Raw genomic sequence first — 23,279 nt, 5'->3', positions numbered from 1 at the left:
TTCGATATGGCGCGGGGCGGTGCGGTGCAACAAGGCGATGCGGAGCCGGGCCATCCGCGCGTCGCGGATCTGCTCGCGCGCCTCGCGGAGCGCGACGCGCCGTTCTCGCTGCGCGAGCGCGACGAGCTGGCCGGGCTCGACCTCGGCCGCACGGCTCTGGGCCGGCGGATCGACCCGCAGGCGCCCCCGCGCTGGTGGGCGCAAGAGGCGGGCGGGCTCGATCTGGCCCGGGCCGACCTCGCCGACGGGCGGCTCGAGGAGACGGACCTGTCGGGGGCCAACCTGCGGCGCGCCTCGCTCGCCGGGGCGCTCGCCCGCTCGGCCCGGTTCGAGGGGGCCTGCCTGGAGGAGGCGGATTTCTCCGGCGCCGACCTCAGCGGAGCGCGCTTTGCCGGGATCACCGGCGGGCAGGCCGCCTTCCGCGAGGCGATGCTGGAGGATGCCGACTTCTCCGGCGCGACCATGCGCTTTGCCCGGCTCGACAAGGCGCTGCTCGACGGCGCCCGCTTCGAGGGCGCCGACCTCTGGGGCACCGACTTCACGGGCGCGGATGCCGACGATTCCGTGTTCCGCCGGGCCCGGCTCGACGAGGCGAACCTTTCCGACTGCAACCTGACCGGCGCGGATTTCGAGGGCGCGAGCCTCAAGAAGGCGCGGCTCGTCGGCTCGCGGCTGCGCGGCGCCACCTTCACCGGCGCGCGGCTCGACGGGGCCGACCTGTCGGGGGCCGACTTCTCCCGCACCAGCCTCGTGCGGCTCGACCTGACCTCGTGCAAGCTGCGTCACGCGCGCTTCGCGGGCGCGTGGCTGGAAGGCGTGCGCCTCTCGGTGGAGCAGATCGGCGGGGCGGTCGGCGAGGAGATCGCGGGCGAGTACGAGGCGGCGCAGGCGAGCTACCTCGCGCTGGAGCGCAATCTCCAGAGCATCGGCAGTCCCGAGGGAGCGAGCTGGGCCTACAAGCGCGGGCGCCGCATGGGCCGCCGCCACGCCGGCGTGCGCGCCCGCGAGGCTCTGTCCGGCCGCGACCTGCGGGGCACGGTGAGCCACGGTTACCGCTGGATCGCCGACCGCTTCGTCGAGTGGCTGTGCGATTACGGCGAGAGCCTGTCGCGGATCGCCCGGGCCTTCCTCATCGGCATCTTCCTGTTCGCGGGAGCCTACGGGGCGACCGGCGGCCTCTTCCACGAGGGCGAGAACGTGCCGACCTACAATCCGCTCGACCTCGTGAGCTACAGCGCGCTCAACATGATGACCGCCAATCCGCCGGAGATCGGCGTGAAGCCGCTGGGCCGGGTCACCAACCTGCTGGTCGGGCTCCAGGGGGCGGCGGGCATCGTGCTGATGGGGCTGTTCGGCTTCGTTCTCGGCAACCGCCTGCGCCGCTGACTTTTGATTTCGCATCCGCCCGAAAGCCGGCCACACCGGTCGGGCGGATCGCCATGACCACGATGCCATCGACGTTGCCATCGACCTTGCCATGACGGGAGACATCGCCGTGACCGTACAGGACGGGAAGGTGCCGGCCTCCGGGCCGACCATGGCGGATTTCCGCAATCTCGCCGACGCGCTGCCCCAGCTCGCCTGGATCGCGGAGGCCGACGGCAACATCGTCTGGTACAATCGCCGCTGGTACGACTACACCGGCACGATGCCCGCCGAGATGGCCGATCACGGCTGGCGCAAGCTGCACCACCCCGATCACCTGGAGCGCGCGGCCAAGCGCTTCTCCGCCTGCATCGCGGCGGGCGAGTCGTGGCAGGACACCTTCCCCCTGCGGGGCCGGGACGGCGGGTACCGCTGGTTCCTGTCGATGGCCGAGCCGGTCCGCGGCCCGGACGGCACCGTCGTGCGCTGGTACGGCACCAACACCGACGTCACCGAGACGCGCCTCGCCCAGGACGCGCTCGGCCATTCCGAGCAGCGCTTCCGCGCGCTGGTCGATGCCTCGGCGGCCGTGATCTGGAGCACGACCGCGCAGGGCGAGCTGATGCCGCCCCAGCCGCGCTGGGCCGCCTATACCGGCCAGAGCGACGAGGCCTATCAGGGTTGGGGCTGGATCGACGTGATCCATCCCGACGACCGGGCGCGGGTCGCCGAGGTCTGGGCGGAATGCGTCGAGCGGGTGAGGGTCTTCGAGGTCGAGTACCGCCTGCGCCGCCACGACGGCGTCTGGCGCGACATGGAGGTGCGCGGCGTGCCCGTGCTCGCCGAGGACGGCACGATCCGCGAATGGGTCGGGCTCAACATCGACATCACCGCGCGCAAGGAGGCGGAGGCCGAGATCGAGCGGGCGCGCGGGGCCGCCGAGGCCGCCAACCTCGCGAAAAGCCAGTTCCTGGCCAATATGAGCCACGAGCTGCGCACGCCGCTCTCCGCGGTGATCGGCTATTCCGAGATGCTGGGCGAGGAGCTGGAGGATCTGGGCCAGGCCGAGCTGCTGCCGGACCTGCGCAAGATCGAGTCGGCCGCCCGCCACCTGCTCGGCCTCATCAACGACGTGCTCGACATCTCCAAGATCGAGGCCGGCCGCCTGACGCTGGCGGCCGAGACCTTCGACGTGGCCACGCTGATCGAGGACGTCACCGCCGCGACGCAGAGCCTGATCACGAAGAAGCGCAACCGCTTCCGCCTCGACCACGACGGCGATCTGGGCGCGATGCATCAGGACCAGCTGAAGCTGCGCCAGTCGCTGATCAACCTGATCGGCAACGCGGCCAAGTTCTCGGAAGAGGGCGAGATCACGCTCACGGTGCGGCGCGAACGGCAGGACGGGGCCGACTGGCTGCGCTTTTCCGTCTCCGATACCGGCATCGGCCTGACCGGGGAGCAGATCGGCCGGCTGTTCGAGCGCTTCTCGCAGGCCGACGAATCGACCACGCGCCAGTTCGGCGGCACCGGCCTCGGGCTTGCCATCACCCGCGCCTTCATCGAGCGCATGGGCGGCACGATCGGCGTCGAGAGCACCTTCGGCAAGGGCGCGACCTTCACGATCCGCCTGCCCGCCGAGATCGACGCCCACGAGGAGGAGGTGGAGGCGGAAAGCGTCGCCGCCCGCGTCCAGGAGATCACCGACGGCGAGGCGCACCTGCACGACGTGGTGCTGCTCGTCGACGACGACCCGGCCGCCCGCGACCTGCTCCAGCGCTTCCTCGAGCGCGAAGGGTTCCGGGTGCGCACGGCCAATGACGGGCGCGCCGGGCTGACGCTCGCCCGCGCCCTGAAGCCCCGGGCGATCCTGCTCGACATCGAGATGCCGCGCATGGACGGCTGGGCGGTGCTGCACGCGATCCGCACGGACCCTGAGATCGCCGAGACGCCGGTCATCATCACCAGCGTCGTCAACGAGTTCAGCCTCGCCCACGTGCTCGGCGCCACCGACTACATCGTCAAGCCGATCGACTGGGGCGCCCTCAAGGACGCGATGGAGCGCTACCGCCCGGTGGACCGCGAGGGCAGCGTGCTCGTGGTCGAAGACGACGCGGATGCCCGCGAGCGCGTCCGCCGCACGCTGGAGCGCGACGGCTGGCAGGTGCGCGAGGCCGAGAACGGCGCCGCCGCCCTGGAGAGACTCGATCAGGAGCGCCCGAGCCTGATCCTGCTCGACCTGATGATGCCGGTGATGGACGGTTTCGCCTTCCTGCGGGCGCTGCGCGGACGCCCGGACGGCGACAGCATCCCCGTGGTGGTGCTCACCGCCAAGGAGATCACGCCCTCGGAGAAGGAGAGCCTGGGCGCCCAGGCCGACCGGCTCATCATCAAGGGCTCGATGAGCCTGTCCGACATCGGCCGGCAGCTGCGCGACCTCTACGCCCGGCAGGAGGGCGGCCCCTTGCCGGGGAAGATCCAGGGGCTGATCGAGAAGCTGTCGCCGTAGAGCTTTCGTGCGGGAGCGGGGCCGGCGGCGCGCTCAGCCCGCCCGGTCCTGCTTGCGCTCCACCTCCAGGCGCACGCCCCGGCCCGCGAGCAGGATCTCGGCGAGGAAGGCCAGGATCGCCAGGATGGTGCAGCCGAGCGCGAGGCCGAAGCAGGCGAACAGCACCGAGGCCGCGGAGGCGTCCCGGAGCGCGCCGACGAACAGGGTCAGCACCGCCGCCCCCGTCATCACGGCCCCCAAGCTCGCCAGCACCACGGCGCCGTCGAGCAGGAGCGAGCGCCGCCGCAGGTAGGCGAGGCGGCGCAGGAGCGTCGCCCGCGCCTCTTCATCCGCTCCCGGCAGGCCGGCGGAGAGGGCATCGACCTTGTCGGCGACGCGGCCGAGGCGGGTCGAGAACACGTTGAGCAGGGTCGCCAGCGCCGAGAGCAGGAAGGCCGGGGCGAGCGCCACCTGGATGATGTGGGCGATGCTCTCGGGGTCGCCCGCGCCCGATCCGTTCGGAAACATGCCGTTCGGGAACATGCGTCGCGCCGAGCCCTCAGGCCTTGGCGCGGGCGCGGCGCCGCTCTTTGAAGATCAGGGCGAGGTTGCGCAGGTAGATCACGGTCGAGAGCCCCTGGCCGATGATGATCACCGGCTCCCGGCGCACGAAGCCGTAGACCAGGGTCATCAGCCCGCCCAGGATCGACAGGAACCAGAACGAGAGCGGCATCACGCTCTTGCCGGCCCGCTCGCTGGCGATCCATTGCAGGATGAAGCGCGAGCCGAACACGAGCTGCGCGCCGATGCCGAACACCAGCCAGAAATCGAAGCGGGTGACGAACACGTCGTAGAAATAGGCCGGCAGGTCCTCGGCGAGCTGGATCAGCATGGCTCTAGGCGCCCTCGCTCTGTCTCGGGGTTCCGCCCACTTCCTCGGCGCGCGGGGCCGGCCGCCGCCGCCGGATCAGCCACCAGACGCCGGCGAGATCGAGGATGCCGACCCAGAGCCGGTCGAACATCCCGTAATTCGAGCGGCCGGTGAAGCGCGGCCGGTCCACCACGTCGCGGTGGACCACGCCGAAGCCCTCGCGGGTGACGAGCGCCGGCATGAAGCGGTGCAGCGCGTCGAAATAGGGCAGCGCGAGGTAGACCTCGCGGCGGAACACCTTGAGCCCGCAGCCGGTATCGCGGGTGGCGTCCTTCAGGATTTTTCCGCGCACACCGTTGGCGATGCGCGACTGGAACTGCTTCCAGGCGCCCTTGCGGCCGATCCGCTGACCCTGCGCGAGGCCCACATCCGGGCCGCCCTGATCGAGGGCGGCGTAGAGGATCGGGATGAAGGACGGGTCGTTCTGGCCGTCGCCGTCCAGCGTCGCGACGACCGGCGCGCGGGCGCGCAGCACGCCGCTGCGCACCGCTCCGCTCTGGCCGCCGCTACCGGCATGGCGCACCACCCGGAGCCAGGGGTTCCTGGCCTGCAGCGCCCGGAGGGTGGCGAGGGTGGCGTCCGTCGAGCCGTCATCGACGTAGATGACCTCGAAGGGCGCGAGACCGGCGCAGGAATGGCCGATCTCGGCGACCAGCGCCTCGATGTTGCCGGCCTCGTTCTTCACCGGCACCACGACGCTGAGGCGCGGCGGATCGGATTGCATCGTCAGGCTCATGGTGCGGCACCCGGCAGCGCGACATAGGCCGAGACCCCGACCGGCTTGCCGCCATTGATGTTGAACCCGGTGACCCGGCCGGCGGCCGCGGCGGGCTGCCCCCCTTGCGCGGCGGCGAAATCGGCCGCGAACCGGTCCTCGACCAGGACGAGGCGGCAGCCGTCTTCGCGGCTCCCCCGGCGCAGGAAGGCGACGGCCTCCGCGCCGGAATTCAGCATGGCCAGATCCGTGCCGATGGTGAAGACGAGGCTCGGCTCGCGGAGCCCCAGGCTCGCGACGCGAGGAGCCTCGCAGGGCAGGGCATCGCGGATCGCGGCCAGCCGCGGCGAGACCTTGAGGCTCTGCAGCACCGGCTGGGTCAGGCCGAACACGGCGCCCGAGAGCAGCACAGAGGCGGCGACGGCGAGGGTCAGAGCCCCCTCCTGCGCCCCCTCCCCGGCCCTGCGCGAAAAGGCGATCCAGGCGAGGACGGCCAGGGCGCAAGCCGCCAGCAGCAGCGGCAGGGCGGCCAGCGGCAGCGCGTGATCGAGGCGCCACGCGGCGAAGCTCAGGCCGAGGGTGAGCCCGACCGGGATCAGCACCACGAGGCCCGCGACCCAGCGCGCCCCCTTCCGGCGCGGATCGAGCCCGCCGCGGGTGAGCGCCAGCACGATGAGGATCGCCACCGCCGGCATCAGGGGCAGGACGTAATGGGGGAGCTTGGTCGGCACCGCCTCGAAGATCAGCCACATCGGCACGATCCAGGCGATGAGCAGCGCCACCGCATCCTCGCCCCGCCGCGCCCAGGCGAAGGGGATGCTGAGCGCCGCGAAGGCCGCCCCGGGCCAGAAGGTGGCGAAGAAGGCGAGCGCGTAGGCGCCGGGCGGGCCCCAGTGCTTCTCGGCCCCGGAGCCGACCTTGCCCAGCATGTCGCGCCCGACGGCCTCGCCGAAGAAGGCGCCGCCGCTCTTCCAGGCGATCGCCAGGAACCACGGCGCCACGACGAGCAGGGTGAGGCCGAGGCCGAGGCGCGGGCGCAGATCGAGCAGCCAGCGGGCCGAACCCTCGCGGATCGAGAGGACGAGGGCGGCAAGCCCGGCGAAGAGCGGCACCATCGGCCCCTTCACGAGGATGCCGAGCGCGAGGCCGAGCCAGAAGACCAGCGCGGTCCCGAGCGAGGCCGGGCCCCGGCGCCGCTCCAGCCGGGCGCGTCCGAGCCAGGCGCGGGCGAGCGCGCCGAACGCGGCCACCGCGCAGGCGGTCAGCAGCGCGTCGGTCTTGGCGAGCCGCGCCTCCGCCGAGAGCATGATGCAGGCGGCAAACAGCGCGGCGGCGAGCCACGCGCCGCGCCGCTCCAGGAAGGCCAGGGCGGCCCAGTAGGTCAGCAGGATCGCCGCCAGCGCGCCGAGCAGCGAGGGGATGCGATAGAGCGCGATGGTCGTGCGCGCCTCCGGCACGCCGAGCGCCTCGCCCGCCGCGACGGCGGCGGCCTGCGCCCAGTAGATGCCGACGGGCTTCTTGTGACGCGCCTCCGCCTGGAAGCGGATGTCGACGAGATCGCCCGTCTCCAGCATCTGCTTCGAGGCCTGGGCGAAGCGCGGCTCGTCCCGGTCCATCGGCTGCAGCGAGGCGAAGCCCGGCAGGAAGCAGGCGAGCCCGATCAGCAGGAGCAGGAGGCAGGCCCGGGCATGGCTCGCCGCCGCGAAGGACAGCACCCGGTCCGCGAGGCGCAGCGGCCCGGCAAGGGGCCCGGCAAGGCGGCTGGCGCGAGGGCCGGACGCATCCGCTGCCGGGGGAGCGGTCGGGCCGAGGCTGAGGCTCGTCATGGGCGGGCTTTGCCCGCGACGATCGCGGTCCGGCGCGGGGGGAGAGGAACGGGCATCGGCGGCTCGGGCGCGGACCTGGGAAAGCGCCCTCCGCCTAGGATCATTGCCGCTTCGGCGAAAGAGCGCGCGGGAACGGTGGCAATGGGCCGGCGGACGGCCGGGCGCCGTGTCGGTGATCGCACCGGGCTTGTCAAACCGCGACGCGAGAAGCGTGCGCCTGCCTTGCGCGACCGCAGCTGCACGCGCGCCTTCCCGCGAAAAGCAACGCAACCATGCGCGGGGCGGGTAGCCGGACCGGGACGCCGACCCTATATCCCGCTCATGGCAAACAACAGCGCAAATCCCTACACCCTCGAAATCGAAGCCTGCGAGCGCCCGGCGGGACATTTCACCTGGGCAATCCGCCGCAACGGCAAGCTCTTCCAGCGCGCCGACCGCGTGCAGACCACGGAAGAGGCCGCCGAGCGGAGTGGGCTCGCCGCCCTGGAGAAGCTCCTGAGCGGCCGGGAGCGTTGATCGGCTGAGCCTCGCGGTTCGCTCCGGCGAGACGCGGCACGGCATCGGCCCCTCCACCCTCCCCTTCTCGAACCGACCCTGTGAAAGGCTCCCGGGCGATCGCGCCCGCGGAGCCTTTCCGCGTTGAACGAGCCCGAACCTCGATTAAGTTCGCTTCCCTACGGGAGGCGGGGCCATGACGCGCGAGACGATCTACGACCGGGATCTGGACCGGAACCCCGCCAACTACCAGCCGCTGACGCCGCTGAGCTATCTCGACCGCGCCGCCCGCACCTTCCCGGACCGGGTCGCGGTGATCCACGGGGGCCTGCGCCGCTCCTACGCCGAACTCGACGCCCGCTGCCGCCGGCTCGCCTCCGCGCTCGCCGCCCGGGGCATCGGGCGCGGCGACACCGTGGCGGTGCTGCTCGCCAACACCCCGGCCATGATCGAGTGCCACTACGGCGTGCCGATGACCGGGGCGGTGCTGAACACGCTCAACACCCGCCTCGATGCCGGGGCGCTCGCCTTCTGCCTCGACCACGGCGAGGCGAAGGTCTTCATCGTCGACCGCGAGTTCTCGAAGCTCGCCCGTGACGCGCTGGAGAAGGCCGGCGTGACGCCCTTCGTCATCGACGACGACGACCCCGAATTCACCGGAGAGGGCAGCGCCCTCGGCGAGATCGGGTACGAGGCGTTCCTGGCGTCGGGCAATCCCGCCTACGACTGGGCCATGCCCGCCGACGAGTGGGACGCGATCTCCCTCAACTACACCTCCGGCACCACGGGCGACCCGAAGGGCGTGGTCTACCACCACCGCGGCGCGGCCCTGCTCTCGCTCGGCAACGTCATCACGGCGGGGCTGCCGCAGCACGCGGTCTATCTCTGGACCCTGCCGATGTTCCACTGCAACGGCTGGTGCTTCCCCTGGACGCTCTCGATCGTGGCCGGCACCCATGTCTGCCTGCGGCAGGTGCGGGCGCCCGCCCTCTACGCAGCGCTGGCCGAGCACGGCGTGACGCATCTCTCGGGCGCGCCGATCGTGATGTCGACGCTGCTCAACGCCCCCGAGGACCAGAAGCGCCCGCTGCCTCAGCGCGTCCACTTCCTCACCGCCGCCGCGCCGCCGCCCGAGGCGGTGCTCGCCGCCATGGGCGAGGCGGGCTTCGACGTGACCCACCTCTACGGCCTGACCGAAACCTACGGCCCGGCGGTGGTGAACGCCTGGCATGAGGAATGGGACGCCCTCCCCGCCGACGAGCGGGCGCGGAAGAAGGCGCGGCAGGGCGTGCGCTACCCCGTGCTGGAGGGGCTCGACGTGCGCGACCCCGAGACCATGGAATCCCTGCCCGCCGACGGCACCAGCCTCGGCGAGGTGATGTTCCGCGGCAACGTGGTGATGCGCGGCTACCTGAAGAACCCGAAATCCACGCAGGCCGCCTTTGCCGGCGGCTGGTTCCGCTCCGGCGACCTCGGGGTGAAGCACGCGGACGGCTACATCCAGCTCAAGGACCGCTCGAAGGACATCATCATCTCGGGCGGCGAAAACATCTCCTCGATCGAGGTCGAAGATGCCCTGTTCAAGCACCCGGCGGTCGCCGCCGCGGCGGTCGTCGCCAAGCCCGACGCGAAGTGGGGTGAGACCCCTTGCGCCTTCGTCGAGCTGAAGGAGGGCAAGGAGGTCTCGCCCGAGGAACTGATCGCGTGGTGCCGCGAGCGCCTTGCCCCCTACAAGCTGCCGCGCCACGTGGTGTTCGGCGAATTGCCCAAGACCTCGACGGGCAAGGTGCAGAAATTCGTGCTGCGGGAGAAGGCGCGGGAAGGGTGAGGCGGCCCCGTCCCGCGCGACCTCGGACTGCGCCGCTTCCGGCGCAGCCGCCCCTGGCCTGAGCGGCCGATGACCCCGCGCTTCGAAGAAGAGCGGCGGCAGGGCCGCCGCTCTCCCGCGTCGCAGGACTCCGGCCGTCGGTTCAGTAGGCCGGGCCGCCCGAGGTGTTGCCCAGATTCGGCGTGGCCAGTTCGGGGCGGGCGGCGTTGCCGGCCTTGGCCGACCAGTCCGGGGTACGAGGGGTGATCGCGCCGGTGACGTTCACGTCCACGTCGTCGTCGTTGAGGATGTAGACGGACTGCCCGGCCGGGTGGGCGGCATGAGGGGAGCCCTGCGCGAGGGCGGAGGGAGCCGGGGCGGCGAGGCTCAGGGCCAGGGCGGCGGCGGCAAGACGTGTCGACATGGGGGTCGTCCTTACGCTGTGCGCGGTCTCCGTAAGGCTGTCGGGGGCCGTGACTTCGATCCTCCCGATATTGGCCGCGCAGGGTCCGGACGCCGTGTCGTTTCGCACCTGCGAAAATGCCCCCCCGCGCAGCGGTTCAGGCGACGCCGAGGCCGCGCGCCGCCGTAAGGATCGCGGCCATGCGGTAGGGCTTCATCACCAGCACGCTCTCGGCGACCTGCCGCGGCTCCTCGGCGCTGTAGCCGGTCACGTAGATCACCGGCAGGTCCGGCTGCAGGGCGCGGGCGTGCTCGGCGAGGTCCCAGCCGTCGAGCTGGCCCGGCAGGCGGATGTCGGTGAACAGGAGATCGACGGTCTTGCTCTGCTGGAGCAGACCGTAGGCCTCCTCCGCCGTGCCCGCACGCAGCACCGCGAAGCCCGCATCCTCGAACTCCATGGACACGGCGTTGAGCAGCATCTCCTCGTCCTCGACGACGAGCACCGTGCGCTTGTCGGACATTCCCCCTCCTTCTGTTTTCCGAAGCGTGGCGCGGGCGGGGCCGGCCCGGGACGTGACTGGCGTGGATGACGTGTCGTGTGGCTGGCGGCCTCAGCCCGCGACCGCCACCGGCAGGACGGAACCCACAGCCGGCGTGGCGACGGGGGTCGGGCGCCCGGCGGGGCGGGGCGGGGCGGGCGCCTGGGCCGGGAAGGTCAGGCGCACGGTGGTGCCGAGCCGTTCACCCGGCCCCTCGCGGTGCACGAAGGCGGCGCTGCCGCCCGATTGCTGCGCGAAGCCGAACACCTGGCTCAGCCCGAGGCCGGTCCCCTGCCCCAGCGGCTTGGTGGTGAAGAACGGCTCGAAGGCCCGCGCCTCGACCTCCGGCGCCATGCCGCCGCCGGTATCGGACACCTCGACCGCGAGTCCTTCCGCGCCGGGCAGCGGCCGGGTGGCGAGGGTGAGCGTGCCGCCCTCCGGCATCGCGTCGCGGGCATTGACCGCGAGGTTGAGGATCGCGTTCTCGAGCTGGTTGGGATCGACGTTCACCCGCGGCAGGTTCGGGGCGAGATCCGTCTCCAGACGGATGCGCGAGCCGATCGTGCCGCGCAGGAACTCGGCGAAGGAGGCGATCTGCGCGTTCACGTCGGTGCTCACCGGCGAGAGCGGCTGGCGGCGGGCGAAGGCAAGCAGCTTGTGCGTCATCGTCGCTGCGCGCTCGGCGCCCTTCACCGCATCCCGCAGCCGGGTGCGCAGCGGGCTGTCCTCGGGCAGGCCGCGCTCGACCCGGTCGAGGTTGAGCAGCACCACGTTGAGCAGGTTGTTGAAGTCGTGGGCCACGCCCCCCGTGAGCTGGCCGATCGCCTCCATCTTCTGGCTCTGGCGCAGCGCCTCCTCGGCGCGCTCGCGCTCGGCATTGGCCGCCTTCAGGGCGGCCAGGGCCTCGTCGCGCTCCCGGATGCGGGCCTCCAGCGCCTCGTTGGCCTGCCGGAGCTGGGTGGGCGAGGGCAGCGACAAGGCCTTCGGCATCAGGATCCAGAGCGCCACCGAGGTGCCGATGGAGGCCACGCCCGTCAGCAGCTTGACCGCCGCCTCCAGCCCGTAATCCGGTACCCACAGCGTCCAGATCGCCATCAGGTGCGTCGCGCCGCAGGCGGTAATGAATACGGCAAACGACCAGAACATCCAGCCGAACACCACGTCCCGGCGCCGCGAGACGAAGTAGGCCAGTCCGATGGGAATCGAGAAGTAGGCGAAGGCGATCAGGCTGTCGGAGACGACGTGCGTCCAGATCAGCTCCGGCCGCCAGAGCAGGCAGATGCCGTGAGGCGAGAGGTTCTCGACCTCCCAGAGACGCCGAAGACTATCGAGCATCGAACTCGGTTCCCGACCTGTCGCATGCCGGCCGATTTCTGCCCCGCGCGCGCAAGCTTGGCAAATCAGGGCACTTCGGACCGGCCTCAGGCCGGTCGAGCGCCCCCCGCGGGCGCGATCTCTACGCGAGACACCCGCGCGGACCAAATGTTAAGTCTTGCTTAACCCTCTTCCGACATCACGGGAGGCGGGATTCGAGGGCGGGCGCGGGTGTCGGCGCAACGGGCAATCATGCAGGCTGAAGCCGCATACGGCGCACCGACCGACCTCCCCTTGAGGAGGGTCGGCCTCGGGAGCCTGCTGGCCGCGACCGCCCGCCGGCATCCCGATCGGATCGTCGTGGTCGATCCGGCCGACAAGCCGGACTGGAGCGACCGGCCCGCCATCACCTGGACCTACGCCGCCGCCGCCGAGATCGTGGAGCGCCTCGCCCGCGGCCTGCGCAGCTGGCGCCTGCCGCCGGGCAGCCGCATCGGCCTGTGCCTGCCGGGCTCCGCCGAGAGCGCCCTGGCGATCCTCGCCGTCGAGGCGGCGGGCCACGTCGCCTGCCTGCTGCCGGTCTCCTGGAACGAGGAGCAGCTTCTCGCCGCCGCACAGGGGGCCGCGCTGAGCGCGGTGCTGACGCAGTCCCGGCTCGGCGCGACCGCCCCGGCCGCGCGCCTCTGCGCCGTCGCCGCGCGCTATTTCGGCCTGCGCTACCTCGCCGCCTTCGGCCCCGACGTGCCGGACGGCGTGATCAACCTCGACCGCTTCGTGCTCGACGGCCCGGCCCAGGCCCCGGAGGGACCGCCGCCCGCGCCGGCCGGCTTCGTCAGCTTCGTCGGGGGCGATCCCGACCGGCCGGTCTATCGTAGCGGCGAGGCGGTGGCCGCGGCCGCGGCCGCCCATCTCGTGGCGGCGCGCGTGGCGCCCGCCGAGCGCATCCTCAGCCTGATCGGCCCGCACGACCTGCGCGGCCTCGTCACCGGGCTGGCCGCCTCCCTCGTCGCGGGCGCGACCCTGGAGGTGATGCCGCTCTTCGACGGCGCCGCCTTCGCGGCGGCCCTGCGCCGGCCGGTCCCGACCCATCTCGTCGCCCCGGCCTTCCTCGAAAGGAATCTCGCCGGCCGCGACCTGCCCGCGGAGCTGCGCTCCGTCACGCTGGTCCACCGGGCGCCGGCCCGCTTCCCCGTCCGCAGCCGCGCGGCCGGCGGGCCGCAGGGCCTGCGCCTCGACACGGTGATCGATACGGTGGCCTTCGACGAGACCGCGATCCTGTCCGGCCGGCGCGGAGGCCCCGGCGATCTCGCCCTGGTGCTCGGCAAGCCGGAGCGGCTCGCCCTTCCCGCGAGCCTGCTGGGCTTGCGCCGCGATCCCGACGGGCGTCTCGCCTTCCGCGGCTTGGCCTGCGCGGCGACGCCGCTGCAGCGCGGGAACCAAGCGGCCACCGCGGAGCGCGCGGGGCGCGACTCGGAACCGGTGACTTGGCAGGAGACGCCCTACGCGGCGGTGCTGTTCGCCGGGCTCGCGACCGGAATCGACATGGCGGCCCTGCCCGAAAGCGCCGATCCAACAGAAATTTTTGCGCCTGCGTCGTCTGGCGGACCACGCAGCCTTCGTGGCGAGGAAGTCTGAGCGGACAGGAGGAAGAAAGCGCTTTTTCAGGAGACGGTTAGCATCGGTGCAAGGGGCAGGGCTCCGAGGCATCGGCGCCGTGTGCAGCGCAGTTCACGCGCCCTTCAGGATCTTCGCGCCATGCTGACATCATCTGCATGGCCGGCGAACCAATCGTGACCGTGCGGGTTATCCGGGGTGCCCCTTCCCAAGGGGGGCGGCATGGGGTAACGCTGAAGCTTATGGGTGCGCTGCAACAAGTGCTCGTCGTCGACGATGGTCATCGCGCCGTCGACCGATCTCTCGCCGCTGATCTCGCGGGGCTCGGCTACGCGAGCGTCACCGCCTCGATCGAGGCGGCGGACGATGTCCTCGCCGTGATCGCTCGCCCGGCGGCGATCCTGCTCCAACTCTCGTCCCGTCCCAATCCGCAGATCGCCGCATTGGCGACGCGCCTGCGCGAGCAGATGCGGGCCGGCGGCATCCCCGTCATCGACATGGACGATGCCGGACCCCGGGCCGGTGCGCCGGTCGATCTCAAGAGCCGGATCGGGCCCTACGTCCTCAGCGAGCCTGAGCTTTAGGGCGCGTCGCGCAGCCCCGGCGTCGGGACGCTTCTAGAATTTTCCCATAACGGGACGATGACGGGCGGGCCGGAAGGTCGGCCCGTCATCGTATCGGCCGCTCAGGCGGCCAGGACGATCTCGCTCTCCCGCACAGCCCGCTCCGCGCTGCCCGAACGGATGCGGTAGGACGGCTCGCCGGTCGGATCGTCGGGCATGAGGCGGACGATCTCGCTCACGGCGCCGAAGCCCAGCCGCTCGTCGGTCTGAGAGCTTTGAGAGCGGCGCACGCGCTGGCCGAGCTTGAACTTGTGGGACATCGAGGTCTCCGGGCATGGAGCGGACAAGGGTACCGCAGGTCGCGGACGCGACCTGCGGCAGAAGCGGGCGCTCAGCGCCGCAGCTTGATCTTGGCCTTGCGGGCGGCGTAGCGGGCGTCCCGCTCTTCCTTCTGCTTGGCCTGGGCGAGGCGCGCACGCTCGGCGGCAGCCTCGATCTCGGCAGCCTTGCGGGCGGCCTCCGCGGCACGCTCGGCGACGGCGAGGGCTTCGAGCCGCTCGACTTCGGCGCGGCGCTGACGCTCGCGCTCCTCGGCTCGCGCCTGCCGGGCTTCGGCGATGGCTTGGCGCTCGGCCTGACGTGCCAGCACGGCCGGATCGTCCTGCGACGGGCGGGCGCGGAAGCGCGCGAGCATCGCCTCGCGGGCGGAAGCGGAATTCTGGCGGCGGTCGTCGAAGGAGTTTTGTTTAGCGAAGCTCACGTACCGTCCTTGTCATGTCCCGGCGCAAGGGCCGAGCGAGAAATGCGAGAAGCCGCCCCAGGCGGAGCGGCTTCGATGTCAAGCGGTCCAGGCGGCGCTTACGCGAGCTGGAGCTGTCCGGCGGACTGCTTCCCGGAGCGACGGTCGGTCTCCATCTCGTAGGAAACCTTCTGGCCCTCGGCGAGGCCGCGCAGGCCGGCGCGCTCGACGGCGGAGATGTGGACGAAAACGTCCTTCGAGCCGTCCTCAGGCTGGATGAAGCCGAAGCCCTTCTGCTCGTTGAACCACTTGACGGTGCCGGTGCTCATAGAATGTCCTTGTCTCCGCAGGATGCAGGTCGCGAGCCCAGTGCCAAGAGGCGCCGAGCCATGGTCTTTCACCGATCACGAAGGAAAATGAGAACCGCCCTGCGGAGGCGTCACGGCCCAGAAAATCCGGCCTCGCATCGATAGAACTTCATATAGACTTCGATTGCCGCTTTATCAAGGCAGGATTTATTTTGGCGCTCATAACAACGGCGCGAAGAACACCTGTGCGGCTTCGGCTTCGGGCTGATTTTCCCTGCTTGCGCCGTGGGTTGGCGCGATGACTGACACAGGAATTGGCACCGGGGCCGGACGGCGCGGGGCGCACCCCACGCCTCACGCCGCCTTCTTCGCGCGCTTGGCGATCGTCACGAGGCCGCGCAGGATCTGCGTCGTCACCTTCAGCCGCTCGGGCACGGTGTCGAGTTCGCGGATGAACACGACGCTCATGTCGGGGCGCACCTTGGCGAAGGAGCCCTGCTCCACGACCATCGCCGCGAGCCCCTGCGGGTTGGCGAAGGCGCGGTTGCGGAAGTGGACCACCACGCCCTTGGGGCCCGCCTCGACCTTCTCGACATTGGCCTCGCGGCACAGGATCTTGATGGTCACGATCTTGAGGAGCTGCTCCACCTCCGGCGGCAGCGGTCCGAAGCGATCGATCAGCTCGGCGCCGAAGCTCTCCATCTCGGCGTCGTTCTCGATCTGCGACAGGCGCCGGTAGAGGCCGAGCCGGACGGTGAGATCCTCGACGTAGTCCTCGGGGATGGTGACGGGGGCGCCCAGCGCGATGGTGGGGGACCACGCCTCCTCCGCCGGCTCCTCGATGCCGGCCTTGAGCGCCGTGACCGCATCCTCCAGCATCTGCTGGTAGAGTTCGTAGCCGACCTCCTTGATGTGACCCGACTGCGCATCGCCGAGCAGGTTGCCGGCGCCGCGGATGTCGAGATCGTGGGAGGCCAGCTGGAAGCCGGCGCCGAGCGTGTCGAGGGTCTGAAGCACCTTGAGGCGCTGCTCTGCCTGAGCCGTGAGCTGGCGGTTGGCCGGGGTCGTGAACAGGGCATAGGCCCGCGCCTTGGAGCGGCCCACGCGCCCGCGCAGCTGGTAGAGCGCGGCCAGACCGAACATGTCGGCCCGGTGCACGATCAGCGTGTTGGCGGTCGGGATGTCGAGGCCCGACTCCACGATCGTGGTCGAGAGCAGCACGTCGTACTTGCCCTCGTAGAAGGCCGTCATCACGTCCTCGAGCTGGCCCGCCGCCATCTGGCCGTGGGCGATCGCGACGGTGGTCTCGGGCATCTCGGTGTCGAGGAAGCGCTTGACCTCCGCCAGGTCCTCGATGCGCGGCACCACGTAGAAGGACTGCCCGCCGCGGTAGCGCTCGCGCAGCAGCGCCTCGCGGATCAGCAGCGGGTCGAACGGCGTCACGAAGGTGCGCACCGCCAGCCGATCCACCGGGGGCGTGGCGATGATCGAGAGTTCGCGAACCCCCGTCATGGCGAGCTGCAGCGTGCGCGGGATCGGGGTGGCCGAGAGCGTCAGCACGTGCACCTCCGCCTGGAGCGCCTTCAGCCGCTCCTTGTGGGCCACGCCGAAATGCTGCTCCTCGTCGACGATGATCAGGCCGAGATCCTTGAAGGCGACGTTCTTGGCGAGCAGCGCGTGGGTGCCCACCACGATGTCGACCTGCCCCTCGGCGAGCCCCGCCCGGGTCTGGCGCTGGTCGCCGGCCGAGACGAAGCGCGAGAGCTGCGCGATGTTGATCGGCAGGCCCTTGAAGCGGTCGGTGAAGGTGCGGAAATGCTGGCGGGCGAGCAGCGTGGTCGGCACCACCACCGCGACCTGCTTGGCCGAAATTGCCGCGGCGAAGGCCGCGCGCAGCGCCACCTCGGTCTTGCCGAAGCCGACATCGCCGCAGACGAGGCGATCCATCGGCCGGCCGGCATTGAGGTCGTCGAGCACCGCGTCGATGGCGTTGGCCTGATCCTCGGTCTCCTCGAAGGGGAAGCGGGCGGCGAATTCCTCGTACATCCCCTCCGGCGCCTTGAGGCTGGGGGCGGGCTTCACGAAGCGCGCCGCGGCGACCTTGATGAGTTCGCCCGCCATCTCGAGGATGCGGCGCTTCATCTTGGCCTTGCGGGCCTGCCACGCCCCGCCGCCGAGGCGGTCGAGCGCGACCTCCGAATCCTCCGAGCCGTAGCGCGTCAGAAGCTCGATGTTCTCCACCGGCAGCAGCAGCAGGCCGCCGGCATATTGCAGCTCCAGGCAGTCGTGCGGCGCGCCCGCCGCGGTGATGGTCTTGAGGCCGACGAAGCGGCCGATGCCGTGATCGGCATGCACGACGAGATCGCCGGGCTGGAGCGCCTGCACCTCCAGGATGATGTCCTGCGGGCGCTTGGACTTGCGCTTCTGGCGCACCAGCCGGTCGCCGAGGATGTCGCCCTCGGCCACCACGGCGAGCCGGTCGAGGGTGAAGCCCGCCTCCAGGCCCCAGACCGCGACCGCCACGTCGGTGCCGCGCTTCAACGCGTTGACGGCGGTGAAAGTGTTGATTTCGATCGGCTTCTTCAGGCCGTGATCGGTCAGTACGCCGCAGAGCCGGTCGCGGGAGCCATCGGACCAGGATCCAAGGATCACGTGATGCCCGGACGCCTGCAGATCGCGGATATGCGCGACCGCGGCATCGAACACGCTGGCCGCCTCGTCCGCCCGCTCGGGGGCGAAGTTGCGGCCGGCCCGTGCGCCGCAATCGATCACCGCGCGCTCGTCGGAATCCGGCATCGCGAAGGGCGTGAGCCGGGCGACCGTGCCGGCCTCGACCTTTCCCTTCCACTCGTTCGGCGTGAGGTAGAGCGCGCGCGGCGGCAGCGGCTTGTAGGGCGCCACGCCCGATTGCGGGGTCTTCAGCGCCGACTCGCGGGCCTGGAAATAGTCCTGGATCAGGGAAAGCCGCTCGGTCGCCGCCTCCTCGACCTGCGGGTCGAACAGCATCGGCACGTCGCCGAGATAGTCGAACAGCGTGTCGAGGCGATCGTAGAACAGCGGCATCCAGTGTTCGAGGCCGGCATAGCGCCGGCCCTCGCTCACCGTTTCGTAGAGCCGGTCGTCGCGGGTCGCCGCGCCGAAGCTCGACAGGTAGCCCTGGCGGAAGCGCCGGATCGTCTCGGTGGTGAGCTGCACCTCGCTCATCGGCACGAGGTCGAGGGAGCGTAAAGACCCCACCGTGCGCTGCGTCTCGGGATCGAAGGCGCGGATCGATTCGAGCGTGTCGCCGAAGAAGTCGAGGCGGATCGGGTTCGGCAGGCCGGGGGGCGACAGGTCCAAAATGCCGCCGCGCACGGCGTACTCGCCGGTATCCCGCACCGTCCCCGTGCGCAGGAACCCGTTGGCCTCGACCCAGGCCACGACCTTGTCCATCGGCACGACGTTGCCGATCGCGGCCGAAAACGTCTCGACGGCGACCTTGGCGCGGGGCGGCACCCGCTGCACCAGGGCGTTGACGGTGGTGCAGAGGATGCGGGGCTTCTCTTCCGAGGAACGCGAGCGGGTCAGCCGCGACAAAGCGGTCATGCGCTGCGCGGCGATGGCGCCGTTGGGGGAGACGCGGTCGTAGGGCTGGCAGTCCCAGGCCGGGAAGCTCATCGCCTCGATCTCGGGGGCGACGAATGTCAGCGCGTTCTGGAAGGCGTTGGAGCGCCCCGAATCGCGGGCGACGTGGACCAGCACCGCCGGCCCCTCGAACGAGCCCGACAGCGCCCGGGCGAGGTCGGCCGCCACCAGCGCGTCGAACCCGTCGGGCACGGAGGCCAGCGTCGGGCTGTCGCCGCGCTTCAGCGCGTCGAGCGCCTTGGTCAGCGGCGCGGATTTCGGCAGCGCGAACCGGGCGGTCTGCAGCTTCGGCGGAGAGGCCGAGGATGGGGCGGGGGGCTTGGGCTGGGGCTTGGCCATCGGTCTTTTGGCAATCGGGCGGTGAAAAACCCGCCCCCCTGAAGCGGGGAGGGTGGCCCTCGCGTCAGCGAGGGTCGGGGAGAGGGGAGCGCCGTTTTTCGGAGAGTGCGGAGCCAGCCCCTCACCCGCCCGCTCCGCGGGCACCCTCTCCCGCAGAGGGGAGTGAGTTCTGTCCGCGCGTAACAGGAAGCCGTCCGTGACGGCAATGTTCAGTTATGGATCGGCGCGTCGTGCTTATGAAAAGCCTTGAGCCGGCGATACACGGCGGTGTCGTAGTTCTCCGGCGTTGCGTCCTCGCCGGTGAGCCAGCGGAACAGGTCGCGGTCGGGCACCTCGATCAGCGCCTCGAACTGCGTCAGCTCCTCCTCGGAGAGATCGCCGATTTCGGCATCGGCGAAGCGGCCCATGATGAGATCCATCTCGCGGATGCCCCGGTGCCACGCCCGGAACAGGGTGCGGCGGCGGCGCGGGTCGAGGTCGGCGCTGGTTCGGGTGGTGCCGGACATGGGCTTTCCCCTGCGATCGTCTGAACAGGCATGTAGAGGGGCCTGCGGCCGTGGGCAAACGGCGTCTCGGCGCAGGGCCGGTGTCGTCGAGCCGCCGGCCGGATGCGCGGCGGCGTCGGGTTCCGCGAAGGAACCGCGCGTGCAACGGTGCCGCGAACGGGTCGAGGGGCGGCGATCGCGGAGGATCGGATGAGCCTGCCGAGGATGAGCTTTCCGACGATGAGCCTTCCGGCCTGGATGCGGACGTTCCTGGCACGCCGCACGCCTCAAAACCCTGCATCCGCGCTCGTTCAGGACGGGGCCGACCCTCGGGATGCAGTGCGGCCGGCTGGATCGTCGGCCCTGCCGGCCTCCCTCGCCGCGCGGATCGAGCGGGTGGCCGCGGGGCTGAGGGACGGGACGGTGAGTCGGGCCGATCTCGATGCGTCCGTCGCCGGCCTCGCCGCGCTGCCCGCTTCCTCCGTCGCCGTCGCCGGGGCCGCCGTCGCGGCGCTGCTGCTGCCCCCGGCCGGCCGCTGGTCGAGCCCGGGCGTTCTGCGGGATCATCGCAGGGCCGATCTCGCTCAGCTCGGCGCGGTCTCCGGGCTCGATCGTCTCTTCCTCTTCCATCCGGACGGGTACGTCCGCGAGGCGGCGCTGCGCGCCTGGGAAGGGCCTGCCCGGACGAGTTTCGAGATCGCCGCGATCGCCTATCGCCTCAACGATTGGGTGCGCCCGGTGCGTTCGGCGGCACGGGATTGCGCCGCCCGTGTCTTCCCAGGGACGGAGACCGGAAGGGCCGTCGAAGCCCTGCTCTTCCTGCTCCATCGGATGCCCGAATGGCAGCGCTGGCAAGGGGGCCAAGCGGAGGCCCCAGGGAACGGCGTCCTCGGCGATCTGATGGCGCGGCCCGATGTCTGCAGCCGGCTTGCAGAACACCTCGTCTCCGCCCGCACCGGCCCGGCGGCGCGCCTGCTTCAGCGCGCGGCCCGATGGCCCGGTCTCGACCCTGCCCTGCCCGATCTGGCCCGCCGCGCGTTCCTGCCCTCCGTCCGAGCCTGCGCCCTGCGCTTCCTGATCGAGGAGCGGGCGACCTGGCCGGAGGGCACCCGGCGGGAGTGGGTCGACAAGACCTATGGCTTGGCTCGCCGCGTTCGCGTAATCGGGGAGCGCCGGCTCGTCCGGACGTCCGATCTCGAGACGCTGATCGCGATGGGCGCCGGGGACCGTTCCGGCCTCGTCCGGCGCGTGGCGGCCGACGGTCTGGCGGTGCATCGCGCCGCCCTCGGCGAGCGGATGCATGCCCTGGTCGAACGACTGGCCGACGACACGAGCCCGTCCGTGCGCTGGCGGGCCGCCTTCATCCAGAAGGAGCGCGCCGCCCGCTGACGGGCGCCCCGTTCCTCCAACCCACCCGCCGATGACCGACGACGCCCCCGGCCTTCGCCCCAGCATCCTCGACCCCCTCTTCGCGCCCGCCCGCGGCCTGCCCGGCGTCGGGCCGAAGATCGCGCCGCTGATCGAAAAGCTGCTCGGCTCCGAGGAGCGGCCGGCCCGCGTCGCCGACCTGCTGTTCCACCTGCCCCAGAGCGGGGTGGCCCGGCCCCTCTGCGGCTCGATCCGCGATGCGCCGACGGGCGAGCCCGTCACGCTGGGCGTCACCGTGGTGGCTCATCGCCCGCCGGGCCTCGGCAAGCGCGCCTTCCGGGTGCTGGTCGAGGACGGGACCGGCGACATCAGCCTCGTCTTCTTCGGCATGCCGCGGGGGCGCATCGAGAAGATGCTGCCGCTCGGCAGCCACCGCTACGTCTCCGGCCGGATCGATCTGTGGGACGGCACCCGGCAGATGGTGCACCCGTCGCGCATCCTCGACCAAGAGGGGCTGGCGAGCCTGCCCGCCGTCGAGCCGATCTACGGTGCCACCGAGGGGCTGACCTCGCGGGTCATCAGCAGAATCGTTCACGGCGCGCTCGACCGGCTTCCCGTGCTGCCCGAGTGGCAGGATGCACCGTATCTCGCCCGCAACCGCTTTCCCCCCTTCGCCGAGGCTCTGCGCATCGAGCACCGCCCGGAGGAGGCGCCCCCGCCCCCCGTCGAGGGGCAGGCCCCGCCCGCCAGTCCCGCGCGCAAGCGCCTCGCCTATGACGAGCTTCTGGCCTCGCAGCTGGCGCTGGCCCTGGTGCGCGCCCGGCAGCGGCGGAAAGCCGGCCGGGTCAATGCCGGCGACGGGCACCTGAAGAAGCGGGTCGAGGCCGCCCTCCCCTTCGCGCTCACGGGCGCGCAGGCGCGGGCTGTCGAAGAGATCCGCGCCGACATGGCCTCCGAGCAGCGGATGCTGCGCCTGCTCCAGGGCGATGTCGGCTCCGGCAAGACGGCGGTGGCCCTGCTCGCCATGGCCTCGGCCGTCGAGGCCGGGCGCCAGGCCGCATTGATGGCGCCGACCGAGATTCTCGCGCGCCAGCACTTCGAGCGACTCGTGCCGCTGGCCGGCGCCATGCGCCTGCGCCTGCTCACCGGCCGCGACCGGGCCGCCGAGCGCCGGGCGACGCTGGCGGATCTGGCCGCGGGCGAGATCGACATCGTCGTCGGCACCCACGCCCTGTTCCAGGAGGCGGTGGCCTTCCGCGATCTCGGGCTCGCGGTGGTGGACGAGCAGCACCGCTTCGGCGTGCACCAGCGCCTCGCGCTCGGCGCCAAGGGCGAGGCGGTGGACATCCTCGTGATGACCGCCACCCCGATTCCCCGCACCCTCGCGCTGACCTTCTTCGGCGACATGGATGTCTCGGTGCTCGACGAGAAGCCCGCCGGACGCCAACCCATCAAGACCATCACCGTGCCGGTGGAGCGCATCGACGAGGTTGTGGGCGGGCTGCACCGGGCGCTTCAGGGGGGTGACCGGGTCTACTGGATCTGCCCGCTCGTGGCGGAATCGGAATACGTCGATCTCGCCGCCGCCGCTGAGCGCTTCGAAGATCTCAAAAAGCATTTCGGCGACGCGGTCGGCCTGATCCACGGCAAGATGCCGGGGCCGGAGAAGGACGCGGCGATGGAGGCCTTCGCCGCCGGCCGCACCCGCGTGCTCGTTTCGACCACGGTCGTGGAGGTCGGCGTCGACGTGCCGGAGGCCACCATCATGGTGATCGAGCATGCCGAGCGCTTCGGGCTGGCCCAGCTCCACCAGCTCCGCGGCCGGGTCGGGCGCGGCTCGAAGGCCTCGTCCTGCCTGCTGCTCTACCGGGGTCCCCTCGGGCAGGTGGCCAAGGCGCGGCTTGAGATGATGCGCTCGAGCGAGGACGGGTTTCGCATTGCCGAGGAGGATCTGCGCCTGCGCGGCGAGGGCGAGGTGCTCGGCACACGCCAGTCCGGCATGGCCGCCTTCCGCCTCGCCCGGCTGGAGAGCGACGGCGACCTCCTGGAGGCGGCCCGGGACGATGCGCGGCTGATCGTCGAGCGCGACCCGCGCCTCTCGAGCGAGCGCGGTCGGGCGCTCAGGGTGCTGCTCTACCTGTTCGAGCGCGAGGCAGCGATCCGGCTGATCGGGGCGGGCTGATTCCAGCCCCGATCTCGGGCCGGACCGGGAATGGGGCGCGTCGTTCAGAATTCCGTTCAGGAAACGGCGAAACTGCACGAGCCGTTCAGGAGGCCGAAGCGCGCAAGCCGAAAACCCGGCTGCGGCATCGCCGCTCCGGCAAATCGCTTTTTTCGTTCTGAAACAAGGACTTGCG

Annotated in this window: 20 protein-coding genes; 8 read left to right on the top strand and 12 right to left on the bottom strand. The window is 71.2% G+C overall.

All coding sequences use genetic code 11. From position 1 onward, the window contains the following. Positions 1–24: 24 nt before the first annotated feature. The gene (locus ACPCJR_RS15715) at positions 25–1,386 is read left to right on the top strand and encodes a pentapeptide repeat-containing protein (RefSeq protein WP_391515730.1); all 1,362 of its coding nucleotides are present in this window, start codon (positions 25–27) and stop codon (positions 1,384–1,386) included. 91 nt (positions 1,387–1,477) lie between these two features. Then, the gene (locus tag ACPCJR_RS15710) at positions 1,478–3,874 is read left to right on the top strand and encodes a response regulator (RefSeq protein ID WP_391515653.1); all 2,397 of its coding nucleotides are present in this window, start codon (positions 1,478–1,480) and stop codon (positions 3,872–3,874) included. Between the two features lie 33 nt (positions 3,875–3,907). Here the strand turns inward: ACPCJR_RS15710 and ACPCJR_RS15705 are convergent, their stop codons facing one another. The 4 genes from ACPCJR_RS15705 to ACPCJR_RS15690 are packed head-to-tail and all read right to left on the bottom strand — an operon-like array spanning position 3,908 to position 7,325. Beyond that, positions 3,908–4,396: a DUF2721 domain-containing protein gene (locus ACPCJR_RS15705; RefSeq protein WP_391515655.1), complete on the bottom strand. Its 489-nt coding sequence runs from the start codon at positions 4,394–4,396 to the stop codon at positions 3,908–3,910. A 16-nt stretch (positions 4,397–4,412) separates the two neighbouring features. Beyond that, positions 4,413–4,745, bottom strand: coding sequence for a lipid-A-disaccharide synthase N-terminal domain-containing protein (locus tag ACPCJR_RS15700; protein ID WP_110353547.1), 333 nt, complete (start codon positions 4,743–4,745; stop codon positions 4,413–4,415). Positions 4,746–4,749: 4 nt separating this feature from the next. Further along, complete coding sequence (locus tag ACPCJR_RS15695) at positions 4,750–5,520, bottom strand: glycosyltransferase family 2 protein (RefSeq protein ID WP_391515657.1); 771 nt, start codon at positions 5,518–5,520, stop codon at positions 4,750–4,752. Next, complete coding sequence (locus ACPCJR_RS15690) at positions 5,517–7,325, bottom strand: ArnT family glycosyltransferase (protein WP_391515659.1); 1,809 nt, start codon at positions 7,323–7,325, stop codon at positions 5,517–5,519. Before ACPCJR_RS15690 ends, ACPCJR_RS15695 begins: the two co-directional genes overlap by 4 nt. A gap of 321 nt (positions 7,326–7,646) precedes the next feature. On the opposite strand from ACPCJR_RS15690, the gene ACPCJR_RS15685 reads away from it, so the two are divergent. Then, positions 7,647–7,841 carry a hypothetical protein gene (locus ACPCJR_RS15685; RefSeq protein ID WP_003599068.1) on the top strand — a complete coding sequence of 65 codons (195 nt, stop codon included), beginning with the start codon at positions 7,647–7,649 and terminating at the stop codon, positions 7,839–7,841. A gap of 175 nt (positions 7,842–8,016) precedes the next feature. Continuing rightward, the gene (locus ACPCJR_RS15680; protein ID WP_391515661.1) at positions 8,017–9,648 is read left to right on the top strand and encodes an acyl-CoA synthetase; all 1,632 of its coding nucleotides are present in this window, start codon (positions 8,017–8,019) and stop codon (positions 9,646–9,648) included. 142 nt (positions 9,649–9,790) lie between these two features. On the opposite strand, the gene ACPCJR_RS15675 is transcribed toward ACPCJR_RS15680, so the two are convergent. From ACPCJR_RS15675 to ACPCJR_RS15665, 3 genes are all read right to left on the bottom strand, one after another. After that, complete coding sequence (locus ACPCJR_RS15675) at positions 9,791–10,051, bottom strand: hypothetical protein (RefSeq protein WP_391515663.1); 261 nt, start codon at positions 10,049–10,051, stop codon at positions 9,791–9,793. A gap of 136 nt (positions 10,052–10,187) precedes the next feature. Then, the gene (locus ACPCJR_RS15670; protein WP_110353552.1) at positions 10,188–10,550 is read right to left on the bottom strand and encodes a response regulator; all 363 of its coding nucleotides are present in this window, start codon (positions 10,548–10,550) and stop codon (positions 10,188–10,190) included. Positions 10,551–10,640: 90 nt separating this feature from the next. Then, a complete protein-coding gene (locus ACPCJR_RS15665) occupies positions 10,641–11,903 on the bottom strand; it encodes an ATP-binding protein (RefSeq protein WP_391515665.1) in 1,263 nt (420 codons plus the stop codon). A 210-nt stretch (positions 11,904–12,113) separates the two neighbouring features. On the opposite strand from ACPCJR_RS15665, the gene ACPCJR_RS15660 reads away from it, so the two are divergent. Both ACPCJR_RS15660 and ACPCJR_RS15655 read left to right on the top strand, forming a co-directional pair. Continuing rightward, a complete protein-coding gene (locus ACPCJR_RS15660) occupies positions 12,114–13,517 on the top strand; it encodes an AMP-binding protein (protein ID WP_391515667.1) in 1,404 nt (467 codons plus the stop codon). Between the two features lie 221 nt (positions 13,518–13,738). Next, the gene (locus tag ACPCJR_RS15655) at positions 13,739–14,080 is read left to right on the top strand and encodes a hypothetical protein (RefSeq protein ID WP_110353555.1); all 342 of its coding nucleotides are present in this window, start codon (positions 13,739–13,741) and stop codon (positions 14,078–14,080) included. Between the two features lie 101 nt (positions 14,081–14,181). Here the strand turns inward: ACPCJR_RS15655 and ACPCJR_RS15650 are convergent, their stop codons facing one another. The 5 genes from ACPCJR_RS15650 to ACPCJR_RS15630 form a co-directional block, all read right to left on the bottom strand. Further along, positions 14,182–14,379: a hypothetical protein gene (locus tag ACPCJR_RS15650; protein ID WP_391515669.1), complete on the bottom strand. Its 198-nt coding sequence runs from the start codon at positions 14,377–14,379 to the stop codon at positions 14,182–14,184. Between the two features lie 71 nt (positions 14,380–14,450). Further along, positions 14,451–14,819, bottom strand: coding sequence for a DUF6481 family protein (locus tag ACPCJR_RS15645; RefSeq protein WP_391515670.1), 369 nt, complete (start codon positions 14,817–14,819; stop codon positions 14,451–14,453). Between the two features lie 98 nt (positions 14,820–14,917). Next, positions 14,918–15,127 (bottom strand): cold-shock protein, encoded by a 210-nt coding sequence (locus ACPCJR_RS15640; protein WP_110353558.1) that lies wholly within the window; start codon positions 15,125–15,127, stop codon positions 14,918–14,920. Between the two features lie 333 nt (positions 15,128–15,460). Further along, the gene (gene mfd, locus ACPCJR_RS15635) at positions 15,461–19,069 is read right to left on the bottom strand and encodes a transcription-repair coupling factor (RefSeq protein ID WP_391515673.1); all 3,609 of its coding nucleotides are present in this window, start codon (positions 19,067–19,069) and stop codon (positions 15,461–15,463) included. Between the two features lie 209 nt (positions 19,070–19,278). After that, a complete protein-coding gene (locus ACPCJR_RS15630; RefSeq protein ID WP_391515674.1) occupies positions 19,279–19,575 on the bottom strand; it encodes a succinate dehydrogenase assembly factor 2 in 297 nt (98 codons plus the stop codon). 189 nt (positions 19,576–19,764) lie between these two features. Between ACPCJR_RS15630 and ACPCJR_RS15625 the strand changes: the two genes are divergently transcribed. Further along, entirely contained in the window at positions 19,765–20,943 is a 1,179-nt protein-coding gene (locus ACPCJR_RS15625; protein WP_391515676.1) for a hypothetical protein, read from the top strand. A gap of 31 nt (positions 20,944–20,974) precedes the next feature. Then, positions 20,975–23,104 carry an ATP-dependent DNA helicase RecG gene (recG, locus tag ACPCJR_RS15620; protein ID WP_391515678.1) on the top strand — a complete coding sequence of 710 codons (2,130 nt, stop codon included), beginning with the start codon at positions 20,975–20,977 and terminating at the stop codon, positions 23,102–23,104. The last annotated feature ends 175 nt before the right edge of the window (positions 23,105–23,279 follow it).

It is taken from the genome of Methylobacterium sp. NPDC097929 (assembly GCF_049543375.1).
GTDB lineage: Bacteria > Pseudomonadota > Alphaproteobacteria > Rhizobiales > Beijerinckiaceae > Methylobacterium.
This window is presented reverse-complemented; position numbering and strand designations above follow the sequence as displayed.